At 65.2% G+C, this 14,461-nt stretch carries 20 protein-coding genes; 11 read left to right on the forward strand and 9 right to left on the reverse strand.

The window, feature by feature from the left end; translation table 11 throughout:
* Positions 1-53 precede the first annotated feature (53 nt).
* The 6 genes from FJ953_RS02235 (at position 54) to FJ953_RS02260 (ending at position 5,835) form a co-directional block, all read left to right on the forward strand.
* A complete protein-coding gene (locus FJ953_RS02235) occupies positions 54-476 on the forward strand; it encodes a VOC family protein (protein ID WP_140500011.1) in 423 nt (140 codons plus the stop codon).
* A 207-nt stretch (positions 477-683) separates the two neighbouring features.
* Complete coding sequence (locus FJ953_RS02240) at positions 684-1,043, forward strand: SPW repeat protein (protein ID WP_140500009.1); 360 nt, start codon at positions 684-686, stop codon at positions 1,041-1,043.
* A 190-nt stretch (positions 1,044-1,233) separates the two neighbouring features.
* Positions 1,234-2,607, forward strand: a complete 1,374-nt coding sequence (locus FJ953_RS02245) for a nodulation protein NfeD (RefSeq protein ID WP_140623012.1) — start codon at positions 1,234-1,236, stop codon at positions 2,605-2,607.
* Positions 2,604-3,368: a slipin family protein gene (locus FJ953_RS02250; RefSeq protein WP_140623014.1), complete on the forward strand. Its 765-nt coding sequence runs from the start codon at positions 2,604-2,606 to the stop codon at positions 3,366-3,368. Before FJ953_RS02245 ends, FJ953_RS02250 begins: the two co-directional genes overlap by 4 nt.
* 326 nt (positions 3,369-3,694) lie before the next feature.
* The gene (locus tag FJ953_RS02255; RefSeq protein ID WP_140515985.1) at positions 3,695-4,687 is read left to right on the forward strand and encodes a sterol desaturase family protein; all 993 of its coding nucleotides are present in this window, start codon (positions 3,695-3,697) and stop codon (positions 4,685-4,687) included.
* Positions 4,684-5,835, forward strand: a complete 1,152-nt coding sequence (locus tag FJ953_RS02260; protein ID WP_140500002.1) for a GNAT family N-acetyltransferase — start codon at positions 4,684-4,686, stop codon at positions 5,833-5,835. The genes FJ953_RS02255 and FJ953_RS02260 overlap by 4 nt, the downstream gene beginning before the upstream one ends.
* Before the next feature lie 26 nt (positions 5,836-5,861).
* Here the strand turns inward: FJ953_RS02260 and FJ953_RS02265 are convergent, their stop codons facing one another.
* Both FJ953_RS02265 and FJ953_RS02270 read right to left on the reverse strand, forming a co-directional pair.
* Positions 5,862-6,869, reverse strand: a complete 1,008-nt coding sequence (locus tag FJ953_RS02265; protein ID WP_140500000.1) for an aldo/keto reductase — start codon at positions 6,867-6,869, stop codon at positions 5,862-5,864.
* Between the two features lie 144 nt (positions 6,870-7,013).
* Positions 7,014-7,304, reverse strand: coding sequence for a hypothetical protein (locus FJ953_RS02270; RefSeq protein WP_224519116.1), 291 nt, complete (start codon positions 7,302-7,304; stop codon positions 7,014-7,016).
* A gap of 257 nt (positions 7,305-7,561) precedes the next feature.
* Here FJ953_RS02270 and FJ953_RS02275 point away from each other — a divergent pair, with 257 nt between their 5' ends.
* Together FJ953_RS02275 and FJ953_RS02280 are read left to right on the forward strand one after the other, a co-directional pair.
* A complete protein-coding gene (locus FJ953_RS02275; protein WP_140499998.1) occupies positions 7,562-7,807 on the forward strand; it encodes a hypothetical protein in 246 nt (81 codons plus the stop codon).
* Positions 7,808-8,089: 282 nt separating this feature from the next.
* Positions 8,090-9,154 (forward strand): PAS domain S-box protein, encoded by a 1,065-nt coding sequence (locus FJ953_RS02280; RefSeq protein WP_140499996.1) that lies wholly within the window; start codon positions 8,090-8,092, stop codon positions 9,152-9,154.
* 47 nt (positions 9,155-9,201) lie between these two features.
* Here the strand turns inward: FJ953_RS02280 and FJ953_RS02285 are convergent, their stop codons facing one another.
* Positions 9,202-9,408 carry a hypothetical protein gene (locus FJ953_RS02285; RefSeq protein WP_140499995.1) on the reverse strand — a complete coding sequence of 69 codons (207 nt, stop codon included), beginning with the start codon at positions 9,406-9,408 and terminating at the stop codon, positions 9,202-9,204.
* Positions 9,409-9,517: 109 nt separating this feature from the next.
* Positions 9,518-9,808 carry a hypothetical protein gene (locus FJ953_RS02290; protein WP_140499993.1) on the reverse strand — a complete coding sequence of 97 codons (291 nt, stop codon included), beginning with the start codon at positions 9,806-9,808 and terminating at the stop codon, positions 9,518-9,520.
* Positions 9,809-10,035: 227 nt separating this feature from the next.
* On the opposite strand from FJ953_RS02290, the gene FJ953_RS30360 reads away from it, so the two are divergent.
* Complete coding sequence (locus FJ953_RS30360) at positions 10,036-10,188, forward strand: hypothetical protein (protein WP_181167215.1); 153 nt, start codon at positions 10,036-10,038, stop codon at positions 10,186-10,188.
* A gap of 28 nt (positions 10,189-10,216) precedes the next feature.
* On the opposite strand, the gene FJ953_RS02295 is transcribed toward FJ953_RS30360, so the two are convergent.
* Positions 10,217-10,531 (reverse strand): plasmid stabilization protein, encoded by a 315-nt coding sequence (locus FJ953_RS02295; protein ID WP_140499991.1) that lies wholly within the window; start codon positions 10,529-10,531, stop codon positions 10,217-10,219.
* 166 nt (positions 10,532-10,697) lie between these two features.
* Complete coding sequence (locus FJ953_RS02300) at positions 10,698-11,630, reverse strand: alpha/beta hydrolase (RefSeq protein WP_140623016.1); 933 nt, start codon at positions 11,628-11,630, stop codon at positions 10,698-10,700.
* A gap of 194 nt (positions 11,631-11,824) precedes the next feature.
* On the opposite strand from FJ953_RS02300, the gene FJ953_RS02305 reads away from it, so the two are divergent.
* Together FJ953_RS02305 and FJ953_RS02310 are read left to right on the forward strand one after the other, a co-directional pair.
* Complete coding sequence (locus tag FJ953_RS02305) at positions 11,825-12,802, forward strand: SDR family oxidoreductase (RefSeq protein ID WP_140557876.1); 978 nt, start codon at positions 11,825-11,827, stop codon at positions 12,800-12,802.
* Positions 12,803-12,876: 74 nt separating this feature from the next.
* Complete coding sequence (locus FJ953_RS02310) at positions 12,877-13,173, forward strand: hypothetical protein (RefSeq protein ID WP_140499986.1); 297 nt, start codon at positions 12,877-12,879, stop codon at positions 13,171-13,173.
* Between the two features lie 60 nt (positions 13,174-13,233).
* Here the strand turns inward: FJ953_RS02310 and FJ953_RS02315 are convergent, their stop codons facing one another.
* The 3 genes from FJ953_RS02315 to FJ953_RS02325 form a co-directional block, all read right to left on the reverse strand.
* The gene (locus FJ953_RS02315; protein WP_140499984.1) at positions 13,234-13,485 is read right to left on the reverse strand and encodes a DUF982 domain-containing protein; all 252 of its coding nucleotides are present in this window, start codon (positions 13,483-13,485) and stop codon (positions 13,234-13,236) included.
* Positions 13,486-13,572: 87 nt separating this feature from the next.
* Complete coding sequence (locus FJ953_RS02320; protein ID WP_140582355.1) at positions 13,573-14,016, reverse strand: GFA family protein; 444 nt, start codon at positions 14,014-14,016, stop codon at positions 13,573-13,575.
* Between the two features lie 81 nt (positions 14,017-14,097).
* Entirely contained in the window at positions 14,098-14,277 is a 180-nt protein-coding gene (locus FJ953_RS02325; protein WP_115144153.1) for a DUF3606 domain-containing protein, read from the reverse strand.
* Positions 14,278-14,461: the final 184 nt, after the last annotated feature.

A 14,461-nucleotide genomic window follows, 5' to 3' on the forward strand; every position in this document is an offset into this window, starting at 1 on the left:
GCGGATCATGCGAAGCTAGTTAGATTCGAGCCCTTGGCGAGAGGAGAGCTTGCATGGAAGAACTGCATCGCGGCCGGCTCATCGATCATATCCAACTGGTGGTCAGGGACATCGCCGCCAGCCGCCGCTTTTACGAAGCAGTATTTCGAGTGCTCGATATTCCGATCGGCGGCAGCGCCGCCGATTATTTCTGGGCCGATGAGCTTTTCATTTCAACCGCCGACAGCCGCGCGGCTCGGGGAGAGTTGACCGGTCGCCATCACCTGGCATTCCAGGCGAAGGACCGCGCCATGGTCGATGCGTTCTACAAGGCCGGGCTGGACGGCGGCGGCAGGGACAATGGCGGGCCGGGTGAACGCCGGTACCACCCCGGCTACTACGCCGCTTTCCTTCTCGACCCGGACGGCAACAACATCGAAGCGGTGCATCACGGGGCGGCCAACCGCAGTGCCGCCTCGGTGAAAATCACGTTCTAGAATGCGCCGACAAGAGGCGGGTGGTTTTGCCTTGATGTGGCCGGTCTCGTTGATCCCGATCGGGTGGAGGGAGCTCGATCCACGCGGAGGCGACCCGTCCGTGGGGCAGGCCTTGAAGGCCATGTGAGGCATAGTTACATCAACCATTAAGCGTGCGTTTGCACGCGAATACAACGCTTTGGCCAAGCTTCATCTATGGAGGTTGTCATGGCAAATACACTCATGGAAGGAAAGAAAGGCCAGGACTGGCTCAATCTGGTCCTTGCCGTCTGCCTGTTCATCTCACCCTGGATAATCGGCTTCGCTGCTGAAACCGCTCCCGCATGGAACGCCTGGATTGTCGGCGTCGTGCTGGGCGCGGTGGCCGTGGCGGCGCTTGCCGCCTTCGCCGAGTGGGAGGAATGGGTAGGTGTCGTTCTCGGGCTCTGGCTGATCGTGTCGCCCTGGCTGCTCAAATTCATGGCGAACACGAATGCGATGGCCACCCACGTCATTCTCGGCGTGCTGGTGGTTGCCGTATCGGGTTGGGCCGTCTGGGACGTCCGTCACCCGCACGCACATGCGTGACCGCTGACCAAGGACGGGGCCGGCGCGCGAGCGGGGCCCCTTCCGGCTTTGAACGTCTGCCCATTGCGTTTGCCGCCGGCTGTGAAGGGCAGGGTCGCCGGCTTGCAATCTGAGGCCAGGCCATGGATTTCGACGGACCGAACGCCATATCCTGCACAGCATATCCCGCGTAATCCAGGGAGTTTTGAGCGTGACCCTCGCGCGGATGGCGGTTCTGGCAGCGGCCTTCATGGCCGCCGCGGCCGCCAGTCACTCTTCCGTGACCGCGGAGGCTACGGAGAAGGTCGCGTTGCGCGTCGTGATCGACGGCGCCATCGGCCCGGCGAGCGCCAGGCAGCTCAACGAAGCGCTGGCCAAAGCCGCCGAGCGGCACGCCGAAGCCGTTGTCCTCGAGATCGACACGCCGGGCGGGCTGGTCACCTCGATGCGCGAAATGATCGCCGATATCCTTGCCTCGCCGGTTCCCGTCATCGGCTATGTCGCGCCCGCCGGCGCGCATGCGGCAAGTGCCGGAACCTATATCCTTTATGCCACCCATGTCGCGGCGATGGCGCCCGGCACCAATCTGGGCGCCGCCACGCCGGTCGAGCTTGGCGGGTTGCCGCCCCTTCCCGGTGGCGACGAGAAGGACAAGGGCGACCAGAAGAATGCCACCGGGCCTCCGGCCGGCGACCCGATGATGACAAAGGTGACGAACGACGCGGTCGCCTTGATCCGTTCGCTCGCCGAACTGCGCGGCCGCAATGCCGACTGGGGCGAAAAGGCGGTGCGCGAGGCAGCCAGCCTTTCCGCCAATGCGGCACTTCAGGCACATGTAGTCGACCTCGTCGCCCGCGACACCGCCGAACTGCTCCAGCTTGCCGACGGCCGCACGGTCGAGGTGGCCGGCAAGCAACAGGTGCTGGCGACCAAGGGCGTGGCGGTCGAGACGCTCGATCCCGGCTGGCTGATCCTGCTTCTCGCCGTCATCACCGATCCCAACATCGCCGTCGTCCTGATGCTGGCCGGCGTCTACGGCCTCGTCTTCGAGTTCACCAGCCCAGGCGCCGTGGCGCCCGGCGTGATCGGGACCACCTGCCTGCTGCTCGGGCTCTATGCCCTCAATCTACTGCCGATCAGCTATACCGGCCTCGCCCTGATGCTGCTTGGCATCGCCTTCCTCGTCATCGAGGCCTTCAACCCGACCGTGGTGCTCGGGCTTGGAGGCGTGGCAGCCTTCCTGCTCGGCGCCGCCATGCTGCTCAAGGTCGAGGGCCCGGGCTTCGAGATGTCGTGGGCGCTCATCGGCACCGCCGCGGCGCTGACGCTTGGCCTGGCGCTGCTGGCCGGCAGCTATCTGTGGAGGGCGCGCAGGAGCCTGCCGCGTGTCGGCGCGCAGGCCATGCACGGGCTGCCGGCCAGGATTCTCGACTGGTCGGGTAGCGAAGGCCATGTGCTCGCGCAGGGCGAGCGCTGGCGGGCGAAAGCCGATGAACCGCTCGCCCCCGGCGACAGCGTCGAGGTGGCCGACGTCAGGGATCTCGTGCTGACCGTCCGGCGCAGGAACAATGGAGCAAGGCAATGATCATCGGTTACGTCGCCTATCTGGTGCTCGCCCTCATCGTGCTGATCTTCCTGTCCGCCGCCATTCGCATCCTGCGGGAATATGAGCGCGGCGTGGTCTTCACGCTCGGCCGCTTCACCGGGGTGAAGGGCCCCGGCCTCATCCTCCTCGTCCCCTTCGTCCAGCAGATGGTGCGGGTCGACCTGCGCGTGGTGGTCCAGGACGTGCCGCCGCAGGACGTGATCTCGCGCGACAACGTCTCGGTGAAGGTGAACGCGGTGCTGTATTTCCGCATCGTCGACGCCGAGCGGGCCGTCATCCAGGTCGAGGACTTCATGGCCGCGACAAACCAGCTCGCGCAGACCACGTTGCGCTCGGTTCTCGGCAAGCACGAACTCGACGAGATGCTGGCCGAGCGCGACAAGTTGAACAGCGACATCCAGGAGATCCTGGACCAGCGGACCGATGCATGGGGCATCAAGGTGTCCAATGTCGAGATCAAGCATGTCGACCTCAACGAGAACATGGTCCGCGCCATCGCCAAGCAGGCCGAGGCTGAAAGGCTGCGGCGCGCGAAGGTGATCAACGCCGATGGCGAGCAGCAGGCGGCGGCAAAGCTGGTCGAGGCCGGCAAGATGCTGGCGCAGGAGCCACAGGCCATGCAACTGCGCTATTTCGAGGCGCTGCACGACATCGCCGGCGAGCGCTCGTCGACGGTGGTGTTTCCGCTGCCGATGGACCTGCTCACGATCTTCAACAAGCAGCCGGGCGCCGGGAAATAAGCCTGGGAGGGGTTTGGCAGCCTGGCCGCGGGCCGGCGAGCTCGGGACCGGCATGATCACCCGGCGATTCCCCGAAGTTGCGATCTCCACGCCAAGCGCTGCCGGTCATTTGCTGTCAATTTTAGGAGTTTTATTCAGAATTCGGCAATATATAGCGGGCTTTTTAGCGGATTCATTGTTTTTAATTAGCTTAAGCTTTCGCTATGGATTCTCGACTAGGGTGACGGCGAAATGATCGAGAGCCCTGACGGCGTGGCGGCTTGCCCGGCCAGTCAGGTCAATCGCCTCCTGCAAGTCAAGCTTCGGTTGCATAAATGAGTGGGCCCATGTCGATTGCCGGCATCATCGAAAGGATCCTGGACAAGTTGTCCGGCTCCAGCCTGCTTGCGGCCGGCCTCTTGCTGCTGACCGCGCTGGGCAGCGCCCTGATCGCCTATTGGCGGACGGCGGAGCGCAAGAGCTTCAGGGAATTCTTCGATTTCGTCTTTCCCAACGAGATCGTCACGCATCCCTCGGCGCGGGCGGACCTGCTTTTCTGGATCACCCGCAAGGCGATTATGCCCTTCCTGATGCTGCCGGCGGGCGTGACCTTCGTCGTCGCCGTCGGTTACGCGACGAATCGGACGCTGGCGGCACTCCTGCAAATCGAGCCGCCGCTGCTGCCGGGACCGCCGGGAGCGGTGACGATCGTCGTCTTCACGGTGACGATGCTGATCGCCTACGACATATCCTATTACCTCTACCATGTGGCCCAGCACCGCTTCCCGTTCCTGTGGGAACTGCACAAGGTGCATCACTCGGCGGAGGTGATGGTCGGGATCACCAAGGATAGGGTTCATCCGCTCGACGAGCTCATGAACCGCGCCTGGGACGGCGTCATACCCGGGATCTGCTTCGGCATCTGGACCCTTTTGTCGCTTAACCTCGTCGAAGTGACGATCTTCGGCGTCAACGTCTACGTCATGCGCAATATCCTGATGATGGATTTCGTCAGGCACACCCATTTCAAGATATCGTTCGGGCCGCTCAACAACATCGTGCTGTGCCCGCATTGGCACCAACTGCACCACAGCGTCGATCCAAGGCACTACGACAAGAATTTCGGCTTGCTGTTCTCGTTCTGGGACCGGCTATTCGGAACGTTGTGCGTGCCCAAGCCCGATGAGGATTTCAGGTTCGGATTGATGGAACGCGGCGCGCGCGACTATCAATCCCTGTCGGGGCTTTACGTGCTGCCGCTCAAGAAGATGTGGGGGCACATCGCCCGGCGGTTTCGCCGCCGCGCTTCGTCCGAGCCGACACGGAGCCCGCAGCCATGAACGCTCACGCCGCGATCGAGGGCCCGAAGGCCGGCGCTTTGGAGATCGTCACCTCCGAGGAGCGCCTCGCGTCGGTCGGGCCGGCCTGGACGGAGCTGTGGCGCCGGGCGGAGGGGCTGATCTTTCAAAGCCACGCCTGGGTCACGGCGTGGTGGCAGACGGCCCCGGACCGGGAGCTGCGTGGTCTCAGGATCGGCCTCGTCTGGAACGGTGACCGGATCGACGCCGTCATCCCGCTGGCGACGGTGCGGCGCAAGGGCGTCAACGTCCTGGAATGGGCTGCCAAGGACCACAGCGACTATGGCGACGTGCTGGTCGCGCCGGACTGCGATCCGGCGGCGGTCGCGGCGCTATGGCAGGAAATTTCGGCCGCGGGCGGCTTCGATCTCGTCTATCTGAACCGCCTGCTGCCGGACGCCGCGATGCGCACGCTGCTTGCTCCCGCTTCGGCGCCCAAGATGGCGCTGCGCCCGAACCGCCGCAGCGAAACCAGCTTCCGGGTCGCCGGGCCATGGCGTACGGGCGCGGACTGGTTCGGGGAACAAACGAAGAAGATGCGCCAGAATTATCGCCGTGGCCGCAAATTCCTCGAGGAAGGCGGCGAAGTGCGGTTCCGCCTCATGTCGCCGGACGAGCCGATGCAGCCCGTCCTCGACAGGCTCGCCGAGTTCAAGCGCAAATGGCTCGCCGCGCGCGGACACGAATCCAACCTGTTCGATGAGGGGTCGCCGGCCCTGGCCGCGCTGGTCGCGGTGCTGGCCAGGGAAGGACTCCTGCATGTCTTCGTGCTGGAATGCGCCGGGATGGTGGTGGCGGTCTCGATCAATTTCGTCCAGCACAACACGATGATGGCCTTCGTCACGACCTACGATCCGGATGTCGAACGGGCGTCTCCCGGCATGGTGCTGATGATGGACTACATCCAGTGGTCGATCGACAGAGGGCTGACGATGGTCGACTTCCTGTGCGGCGGCGAGGACTTCAAGCGGCGCTTCGCGACCCAGTCGGTGACGCTGGATTCGGTGCTGGGAACAAGGACCTTGCGCGGAACACTCGCCGCGCTGGCGGACCGGACCCTGCACGCCGGCAGGGAACTTCACCAGCGGTTGCGGCCCGATCCTCGGCAAAAGCCCGCACCGGTGGAATAGGCCCGATTCACCGGCGACGTGCGAACCTATCGGTCGATCATCATCATGGTGCGGTCGCCGTAGCGCGGGCCGGAGACCTTCCCCGGGGCCAGCGCGTCGTCGAGCGCCGCCATCTCGGCGGCCTCCAGTTTCAGCGACGCAGCGGCGACATTTTCTTCCAGATATTTGATCCGCTTGGTGCCGGGGATCGGCACGATGTCGACACCGAAGACGTTGCCCTTCTCCAGGAGCCAGGCCAGCGCGATCTGCCCTGGCTTGACGCCTTTGGCGGCGGCGATGTCGCGGACCTTTGCGGCGGCCTCGACATTGGCGTCATAGTTCGCACCCTGGTAGCGCGGGTCGCCGCGGCGGTAATCACCTTCCGGATAGTCCTCGGCGCGCTTGGCGCCGCCGGTCAGGAAGCCGCGGCCGAGCGGTGAGAACGGCACCAGGCCGATGCCGGTTTGCCGCAGCAGGGGAATGATTTCCGGCTCGAGATTGCGCTCCCACAGCGAGTACTCGCTCTGCAGCGCCGAGACCGGAAACACGGCGTGCGCCCGCTGGATGTTCGCGGCTCCCGCCTCCGACAGGCCGAAGAAGCGGACCTTGCCCTGTTTGACCAGTTCGCCGACCGTGCCGGCGACATCCTCGGCCGGCACGGCTGGGTCGACACGGTGCTGGTAGAGAAGGTCGATATGGTCGGTGGCGAGCCGCTTCAACGACCCTTCAACCGCCGCCCTGATGGTTTGCGGCCTGCTGTCGCGTTCGGTGCCGACCTGCCGGCCATTTTCGATGCGAAAGCCGAATTTGGTGGCGATGGTCACCTGGTCGCGCTTGCCCTTCAAGGCGCGGCCGAGCAGCGCCTCATTGGCGTAAGGGCCATACACCTCGGCGGTGTCGAGGAAGGTGCAGCCGAGTTCGATCGCGCGGTGCAGCGTGGCGATGGATTCGGCTTCGTCGGCCGGGCCGTAGGACTGGCTCATGCCCATGCAGCCGAGGCCGATGGCAGAAACCCGCAGCCCCTGGCTGCCGAGCTTGCGTGTGTCGAGCGTCATGGCGTGTTCTCCGGAGGGGAATTCAACACCATATAGCGCGCGCGCTCAATTTCCACAGGTAGGCCGCGTCCAGCGGGCTCGCCCGGCCACCGGAGCCCTGATGCAGGTCTCCCGAAATGACTTAGCGCGTCGCCTCAAATCTGTTCAGACGAGGCGCTTCAGGGCAGGGGCCGGTCCGCCGGGGCGGCCGTTGACATGAGCGTCCGGCAAGCGGTCGATCATGGTCAGGCCCTCGAATTCGATGGCGGCGCCAAGCAGTTGGGCGGCCGCCAGGACCAGGTGCTCGACGTCCTCGAGAGCAACGTTTTCGTCGAGGTTCCTGAGCCTGATCCGTTCGGCCACCGCGGTGATGTTGACGATGCCGTACGTCCTGAAAGCCGTGGTGACCGCGGATTGAACGTCATCGCGCAACCGCGTCGAGTAGTCATACCGCATGGAAACCTCCTGGACTGGTTTTGCCTTTGTAGCATGCGCCTCGCATCGGTGTGTGGCAAGCGGAAATCTGAAAATACTCGATGTATATCAGTTAGTTAGCATGGTTACGCAAAGGCGCACCCGACGCTTTATAGTCATCATGAGCAGGATGGGGAGGTCGCGTATTTGCCGACCTTGACGTGTTAGGATTGCTATCCTAATTATTAGTGGAATGAGACAGATACTCATTCGCGTATTCGGTTGTGCGAGGAAGTGCCGTGACTGAACTGGAACGTCCTGAACGCTTGCAGGTCATGCTGACCGCCGACGAACTGGCGGCACTGGAGAACTGGCGCTTCGACAAGCGCATGCCGAGCCGCTCGGCCGCGGTCAGGGAGCTCTTGCGGCGTGGCCTCGCCTCGGACGGATTCCTGGCGGCGGAGCAGGGCGTCAAGTCCCAGGACTTCGGACTGCTGTCCACCCCGGGCGGCAACGGCAATGTGGGCGACGGCCATTCTGACTGAGGCGCGGTGACATTCAGGTGATGCCGGCCCGCAAGGACGGGTTCCGCGCTTCCGGTGCCCATGGACTTGAATGTCCGCTCTGTCCTGGTGCTCGAAAACCATTTTGTATGGTCGCTGGCGTCTCCGATGCCGGCCGCCCTGATCTGCGGAACGACCTTCCCCTCGATCACTCCAGCCGGCGAGGCGATTTCGATGAAGTTGAAGCAGCAGGCCGCTTCAAGGTGATTGCCTTGTCCGGCGCACGCGTTATCTAGTGGCTATAGGCTGACACCTGGCGGGGCAATGGCTGACATAGCAAGCGGTGAAAAACAGGACGCAACGGCCGATGCGCAGCTGGCGGCGATCGTCGATTCCTCCTTCGACGCCATCATCAGCAAGGACCTGAACAGCATCATCAAAAGCTGGAACCAGGCGGCCGAACGCATGTTCGGCTACAGCGCGGAGGAAGCGTTGGGGCAGTCGATCCTGATGCTCATCCCCGACCACCTCAAGAACGAGGAAACCGAGATCATCGCCAAGGTCCGCCGCGGCGAACGCCTCGCGAGCTACGAGACGACGCGAAAGCGCAAGGACGGCACCTTCATTGCCGTTTCGCTGACGGTGTCGCCGATCAGGAACGCCAGCGGCGAGATCGTCGGCGCCTCGAAGATCGCCCGCGACATCAGCGCCAGCAGGGAGAACGAGCGCCGGATCAAGATGCTGATGCGCGAGGTCAACCATCGCGTCAAGAACCAGTTTGCGGTGATCCTGTCGATGGTCAGGGAAACCAGCAAGCGCTCGCAGGACCCGCGCGAGTTCGAGGAGATGATCCGCGCCCGCATCATGGCGCTGTCACGCTCGCACGATCTGCTGGTCACCTCGAACTGGGCGGGAGCCAGCCTGTTCGACCTGGTCCAGGAACATCTCAAACCGTTCGGCCGCGAGGAGCAGATACTGCTTTCGGGACCGCTGCTGACCTTGCAGTCGAATGCGGTGCAGAATCTCGGCATGGCTTTCCACGAGCTCGGCACCAATTCGTCCAAGTATGGAGCGCTCGCCAGCGATTCCGGCCGGGTCGAGGTGACCTGGAGCATGAGCGACGACGCTCTGGCCGAACGCGAATTCCAACTTGTCTGGGAGGAGCGGTCGCCCCCCTATAGCGGCGGCGACGAGCGCGACGACACCACGCGCAAGGGGTTCGGCACCGTTGTCCTGCAAAGGGTGGCGCCGCAGTCGCTCGGCGGGTCCGCCGTGATCGAGCGCTCGCCCGGCTATTTCAGATGGACGCTGAACGCGCCGCTGGCGTCGATCATCGTGCCGCAGCACCCTATGGAAGACGCCGGCCAGACGATCGGCTTAGGCATCTGAAAGCCGCCGCCGTGGCCAAGGCGCGCCGCATTTGCGGATTCAGGGGGCTAGAGGATGTTGGCCGTCACCTCGACGATGATCGCAGCTCCTTCGAGCGAGCCGTCGGGCACATGCACGACACGCGAAACGCGCAGGTCCTGGGCGTTTCCGTCGACGGACAGCGAAACGCTCTCGCCGATCCGGGGCACGGCCTGGAAAACGGCCTCGATCGATTGAGGCCGGTTGTCGATGGATACGCGGCAGTTGACGGTCATGGGCATCTCCTGTGGCGGCCACCCCACGCGTCAACGCGGCCCCCTCGGAATGGTTTCAGGCAGGGATGCGGCAATCCCCGAACGTCGATGCCGGCGCCTGGCCGACCGGTCAATTCGGGAAATTGTTGACCGGCTCCTCGCAGCGGTAGACCGGACAGTGCCCGTCGCGGGCCGGGATATAGGCCGACATCGGCACTTCGGGCCAATCGCATTCATTGCCGAACTGCCTGACATAGCGGTCATAGGTATTGGGGCCGGTGGTCAGCACGACGGCGCGGTGGCTCTGGATCATGGCGCGGATCTGCGCGCAGCGCATGGCGCGGCTGTCGGGCCGGGCTTCGGCCAGGCCGGTGGCGGCAAGCATGGCAGCCACGGTCGGCAACAGTATTCGAACGGACATGGCGGTCTCTCCAAGGCATGATCCGCAACGCCGGGCGATTAAGCTTGGTTGCGGCATGCCGGGGAGATTCGCACTTTGTCTGGCGGTTGCGCAACAGCCGGCGTGTTCGCTTGCGAGGGACGGCGCGGGCGCGCAACCAAATCGCGCCTCGCGCATTGCTGGGCATGCTCGGCAGGAAGCCTTACCAGACCCCGCGATGGCCGCCCGGGAACAGGGATCGCGAAGCCATGTGCTGTTCGTTCTGCGGCGGCCGCGACCACGGCTACGAGGACTGTCCGCAAAGACCGCCGTCCGACAATCCGGCCGAGCCGAACTTCGATGATCCGCCGGGCGACGATCTGATCAAGAGCGGCCCGGGCGAGGGCAGGCAAGGCGCATAAGAATTTCGCGATCCGGTCGCCCCGCGCATCAATGGGCGTGCGCTTCGTTGCGCTTGCGGGTCGCGGCTGCCTTCCTGGCTGATGCCGACCGGCTCCCCGCCGAACGCGAGGCGGAAGCCTTGCCGCCTTTTTCGCCGCCCTTGTGCGCGGCGGGATGGCCGGTGTGCTTGCCGCGGCCGGAGCCGCCCTCCTTCTTGCCGCCGCCATCATCCTTGTTGACGGTGGCCCAGGCGCGGCGCTCGGCTTCCTTCTCGGACACGCCGCGATGCTCGTAGCCCTCGGCGATGTGGTCTGCCTTGCGCTCCTGCTTGTCGGTGTATTTCGATTTTTCTCCGCGTGGCATGGATCTGCTCCCGGGTTCATTCGATGCCCCTGCAACTGCGCAGCCAAGGATGTGGTTCCAATTCCCCTGGTCGCGGCCGGCTGCGAAGGTTCCCGCTGAACCGCTCCAGGCGTGAGTTCGACGCGATTCCCCAGGGAAAGCGCCACGTCCCTTTCCCGGGAAAGCCCTACGTACTCTTCTGGGCATTCGCCGGACGGGCTGCGGTCTCGGGGCCGGCGAAGAAAGCGCTCAATTCGGCGGCCGTTTGCGCGGGTGCTTCTTCGGGAAAGAAATGCCCGTCTTGGACCGCATGGCCGCGCAGATCGCCGGCCCAGCCGCGCCACAAAGCCAGCGGTCCGCCTTCGCCGGCATACCATTCGGCGAGCGCGCCTTGCCCGCTCCACAGCGCCAGCACCGCGCAGGCTATGCGCCGGCCGCCGGCGCGATCGGCATGGTCGTGCTCGCGGTCGAGCATCGCGGCCGCCCGGTACTCCTCGCAGATCGCATGGGCATGGGCGGGATCGCGCAGGGCCTCCACATAGGCCTGGCGCACGCCGGCGGAAAATGTCTCTGGCGACGAGCCCCAGCCGCCCAGGGCATCATCGACGATCGCGTCGGCCGCACTGGCCAGGAGCTTTTCCGGCAGCGGCTCCGGCTGCGCCAGCAACGACCACGGCCAATAGCCGAGCGCCAGCCTGGCGTCGGCCCGGTCCCAGGCGTCGGCGGTGGGCACGATGTCGAGCACGGCAAGCCTTTCGACGCGGTCGGGATGGTCGAGCGCGAGGCGGTAGGCGACACGCCCGCCGCGATCATGGCCGGCGACCATGAAGCTGGAAAAGCCGAGCTCGGCCATCAGCGCCACCATGTCGCGGGCCATGGCGCGCTTGGCGTAAGGGGCGTGATCGGCGCTCGACGCCGGGCATGAGCTGGCGCCATAGCCGCGCAGGTCGGCGCATATGACGGTGAACCGGTCCGCCAGGCGTGGCGCCACGTCGCGCCACATCAGATGCGTCTGCGGAAAGCCGTGCAGCAGAAGGACGGCGGGCCCGTCGCCGGCGCGCCGGGCGAAGATGCGGGCGTCGCCGCAGTCGACCTCGAGGGTCTGAAAACCTTCGAACATGATTGCCTCCGGCAGGCGAAACGGCGGCAGGACGCGAGCGGTTGCAATGCGCGCCTGCGAAAGCCGCCAACTTTTTCCGCCGACATGCGTTGTCCCTGCGAGCAGAGCGTTTGGACCGAAGACATCGCGAACAGTTCCGCGCGTTGCGCGAGGAGGTTCGGGATGTCTCCGGTCCAAACACAGAGGAGATGACCATGCCGACCAACACCCAGAGCGACAGTTCGAAAGCAACCAGCAAGCAGCGCAGCATCCAGCGCAAGGTCGACGCCAAGGACCGCGCCAAGGCCAAGCCCAAGGGCGACGGCGCCATGCAGGCCGGCGCGCGAAAATATCCCGCGCCGCCTTTTCCCGCCCAGCATCATCCCAAACCCGGCGAGGAATGGGCCATCGAGCCGGCGCCGCTCTATGACGCGCCGTTCTGGCGCGGTTCGGGAAAGCTGGAAGGCAAGGCGGCGTTGATCACCGGCGGCGATTCTGGGATCGGCCGTGCGGTGGCCGTGCTGTTCGCGCGCGAGGGTGCCGATATCGCCATCGTCTATCTCAGCGAGGACCGTGACGCGGAGGCGACCAAGCAAGCGGTCGAAGCGGAGGGCCGCCGCTGCCTCGCCTTGCGCGGCGATGTCGGCAATCGCGCTTTCTGCGCCAAGGCCGTGGCAAGGGTCGTCAAGGAACTGGGGCGGCTCGACGTGCTGGTCAACAACGCCGCCTTCCAGATCCATTCCACCGATTTCGCCGACCTGACCGAAGAGCATTTCGACACCACGCTGAAGACCAACCTCTACGGCTACTTCCATATGGCGCAGGAGGCGGTGGCGCACATGAAGCCGGGTTCGGCCATCATCAACACCGGTTCGGTCACCGGCATCGAGGGATCGAAGGACCTGGTCGACTACTCCATGACCAAGGGCGGCATCCATGCCTTCACCCGGGCGCTGTCGGGCAACCTCGTCGGCAAGGGCATCCGTGTCAACGCGGTGGCGCCGGGGCCGGTGTGGACGCCGCTCAATCCGTCGGAGAAGGAGGCGCAGGACGTGTCGCAGTTCGGCGCCAAGACGCCGATGAAGCGGCCCGCCCAGCCGGAGGAAATCGCGCCGGCCTATGTGTTCCTGGCTTCGCCGCAATGCTCCAGCTACATCACCGGCGAAATCCTGCCGATCGTCGGCGGTTATTGAGGCAAGCCATCGAAGGCACGCCATCGACTATTGGGCGGCCGGTGAGGGCGGCCCAACCCGGAAAGGAGGCCGAGATGAGACTTCTCGCCATCATGTCCGTCAGCCTGATGCTCGCCGCGCCCGCCGCGGCGCTGGCACAGGCCGAGCAGCAGAACCCCGACAAGCAGGCGCCCAGCGAAAAATGCCGGGCCAAGCCCGACGGCAACCAGCAGCCGACCGACAACACGCTGACCGAGACGCTGAACGATTGCGGCGGCGTGCTGAAGCCGCCGCCGACAGGCGACCAGGGCATGGCCGCGCCGGCGCCCAACGAAGGCAAGACGCCGGTGATCAAACCGGGTGAAGTGCCGCCGCAGCCGCCGAAACAGTAGCCGGCGGCTTGCCGCGATGCAGCTATCGGGTTCCGAACCGCCCCTTGAGGCGGCAGGCTTTCAGGATTTGCCGTTGCCGGGCAGAAATTCCGCCTCGCGCCCGGCATCGATCATGGCCCGCATCGCCTTCTCGGCCGGGGTCCAGCCATCGAGGGCATCGCGGCAGCTGCGCCATGCGGCGCGGTAGCGCCGGCCGTGCTTGCCGGGCCAGTCGCGCAGGCATTCCAGGCCTTCCCAGGCGCTGCGCACCACGCGCTCGCGGGCCGGTCCGACCTTCAGCCTGACCGGACGGGGAAAGAACTTGTCGTTCACGGCGATCTCCATTGAAACTGAGGCGCCCGATAACGCCGGCCGCCGTTCCGGGGTTCCGTCGCAGCCGCTAAACTTTTCGACTAATTTTCAGCCGCCGGGAGCTGCGTCCGACAGCGGCCTCGGCGGCGGCGGGCCGGGAGCCTGCGCGGCGGGCCGGTCGTGCTCGAACTGCCGCGTATCGGGCAAGGCATGCAGCCAGGATTCGCGCCGGCCGATCCACAATTCGTACTCCGGCATGAGATCGGTCGGCGCCACGTCCAGGCTGCCGATCATCACCTCGGCTTCGTCGTCGCTGAGCGAGGCGACACGGCTGCCGCAGGTCGGGCAGAAGCCGCGGCCGGCATAGGTGCCGAGAATGCCCGATGTCTCGAACGCCTGGCGCGGCCAGATGGCGAAGGCGGCAAAGGCGGAGCCGCTGGTCTTGCGGCAATCCTTGCAATGGCAGAGACCCACCCGCAGGGGCGGACCGCTGACGGTGAACTGCACGCCGCCGCAAAGGCAACTGCCGGTTCTGCGCGCGGTGTCGGGCATGGCCGTGGCCTCCAACCATTCGGTGCCGCAATGCGCCCGGGTCCTGCCCCGGGCAACGCTTCCAAAGCCGGTCGCGCCGAGCTATCCGCGCGCGGCCATGTGGTTGTCGAGCTTCTTCCTCGAGGGCCCGTAGCGCTTGATGATGGTCTGGGCCTCGCTCTGCGGGATGCCGTATTTGCGGGCGAAAGCGGCAACCTCATAGGTTTCCTCGCTCGAAACCAGCTTGCGATCCTGCTTGATCTTCGATTTGTCGTCCGCCATGCCGAGCCTCACTTTCCACCCCCGGCGCGCCGCCGTCGCGGCGCGACCCTGCGGTCATACATAACAGCATTTGACGCCGCTGGTTCCATAGCGGCTTTTGCGCGCTTTGGCGATCACGGACCGGAATATCGGGTCCGCTGCCTCAGGCCGGCTCCAGGCGTATGGCGGAGAGATACGTCAGGGC

The organism is Mesorhizobium sp. B2-3-6 (assembly GCF_006442305.1).
Classification (GTDB): Bacteria; Pseudomonadota; Alphaproteobacteria; order Rhizobiales; family Rhizobiaceae; genus Mesorhizobium.

What these genes read in the sequence shown, in the direction of transcription:
- FJ953_RS02260 (WP_140500002.1), top strand. Translation starts at nt 4,684, where the DNA reads ATGAACGCTCACGCCGCGATCGAGGGCCCGAAGGCCGGCGCTTTGGAG.
- FJ953_RS02265 (WP_140500000.1), bottom strand. Translation starts at nt 6,869, where the DNA reads ATGACGCTCGACACACGCAAGCTCGGCAGCCAGGGGCTGCGGGTTTCT.
- FJ953_RS02310 (WP_140499986.1), top strand. Translation starts at nt 12,877, where the DNA reads ATGAGACTTCTCGCCATCATGTCCGTCAGCCTGATGCTCGCCGCGCCC.
- FJ953_RS02325 (WP_115144153.1), bottom strand. Translation starts at nt 14,277, where the DNA reads ATGGCGGACGACAAATCGAAGATCAAGCAGGATCGCAAGCTGGTTTCG.
- FJ953_RS02305 (WP_140557876.1), top strand. Translation starts at nt 11,825, where the DNA reads ATGCCGACCAACACCCAGAGCGACAGTTCGAAAGCAACCAGCAAGCAG.
- FJ953_RS02300 (WP_140623016.1), bottom strand. Translation starts at nt 11,630, where the DNA reads ATGTTCGAAGGTTTTCAGACCCTCGAGGTCGACTGCGGCGACGCCCGC.
- FJ953_RS02320 (WP_140582355.1), bottom strand. Translation starts at nt 14,016, where the DNA reads ATGCCCGACACCGCGCGCAGAACCGGCAGTTGCCTTTGCGGCGGCGTG.
- FJ953_RS02290 (WP_140499993.1), bottom strand. Translation starts at nt 9,808, where the DNA reads ATGTCCGTTCGAATACTGTTGCCGACCGTGGCTGCCATGCTTGCCGCC.
- FJ953_RS02270 (WP_224519116.1), bottom strand. Translation starts at nt 7,304, where the DNA reads ATGCGGTATGACTACTCGACGCGGTTGCGCGATGACGTTCAATCCGCG.
- FJ953_RS02255 (WP_140515985.1), top strand. Translation starts at nt 3,695, where the DNA reads ATGTCGATTGCCGGCATCATCGAAAGGATCCTGGACAAGTTGTCCGGC.
- FJ953_RS02280 (WP_140499996.1), top strand. Translation starts at nt 8,090, where the DNA reads ATGGCTGACATAGCAAGCGGTGAAAAACAGGACGCAACGGCCGATGCG.
- FJ953_RS30360 (WP_181167215.1), top strand. Translation starts at nt 10,036, where the DNA reads ATGTGCTGTTCGTTCTGCGGCGGCCGCGACCACGGCTACGAGGACTGT.
- FJ953_RS02235 (WP_140500011.1), top strand. Translation starts at nt 54, where the DNA reads ATGGAAGAACTGCATCGCGGCCGGCTCATCGATCATATCCAACTGGTG.
- FJ953_RS02295 (WP_140499991.1), bottom strand. Translation starts at nt 10,531, where the DNA reads ATGCCACGCGGAGAAAAATCGAAATACACCGACAAGCAGGAGCGCAAG.
- FJ953_RS02285 (WP_140499995.1), bottom strand. Translation starts at nt 9,408, where the DNA reads ATGACCGTCAACTGCCGCGTATCCATCGACAACCGGCCTCAATCGATC.
- FJ953_RS02240 (WP_140500009.1), top strand. Translation starts at nt 684, where the DNA reads ATGGCAAATACACTCATGGAAGGAAAGAAAGGCCAGGACTGGCTCAAT.
- FJ953_RS02250 (WP_140623014.1), top strand. Translation starts at nt 2,604, where the DNA reads ATGATCATCGGTTACGTCGCCTATCTGGTGCTCGCCCTCATCGTGCTG.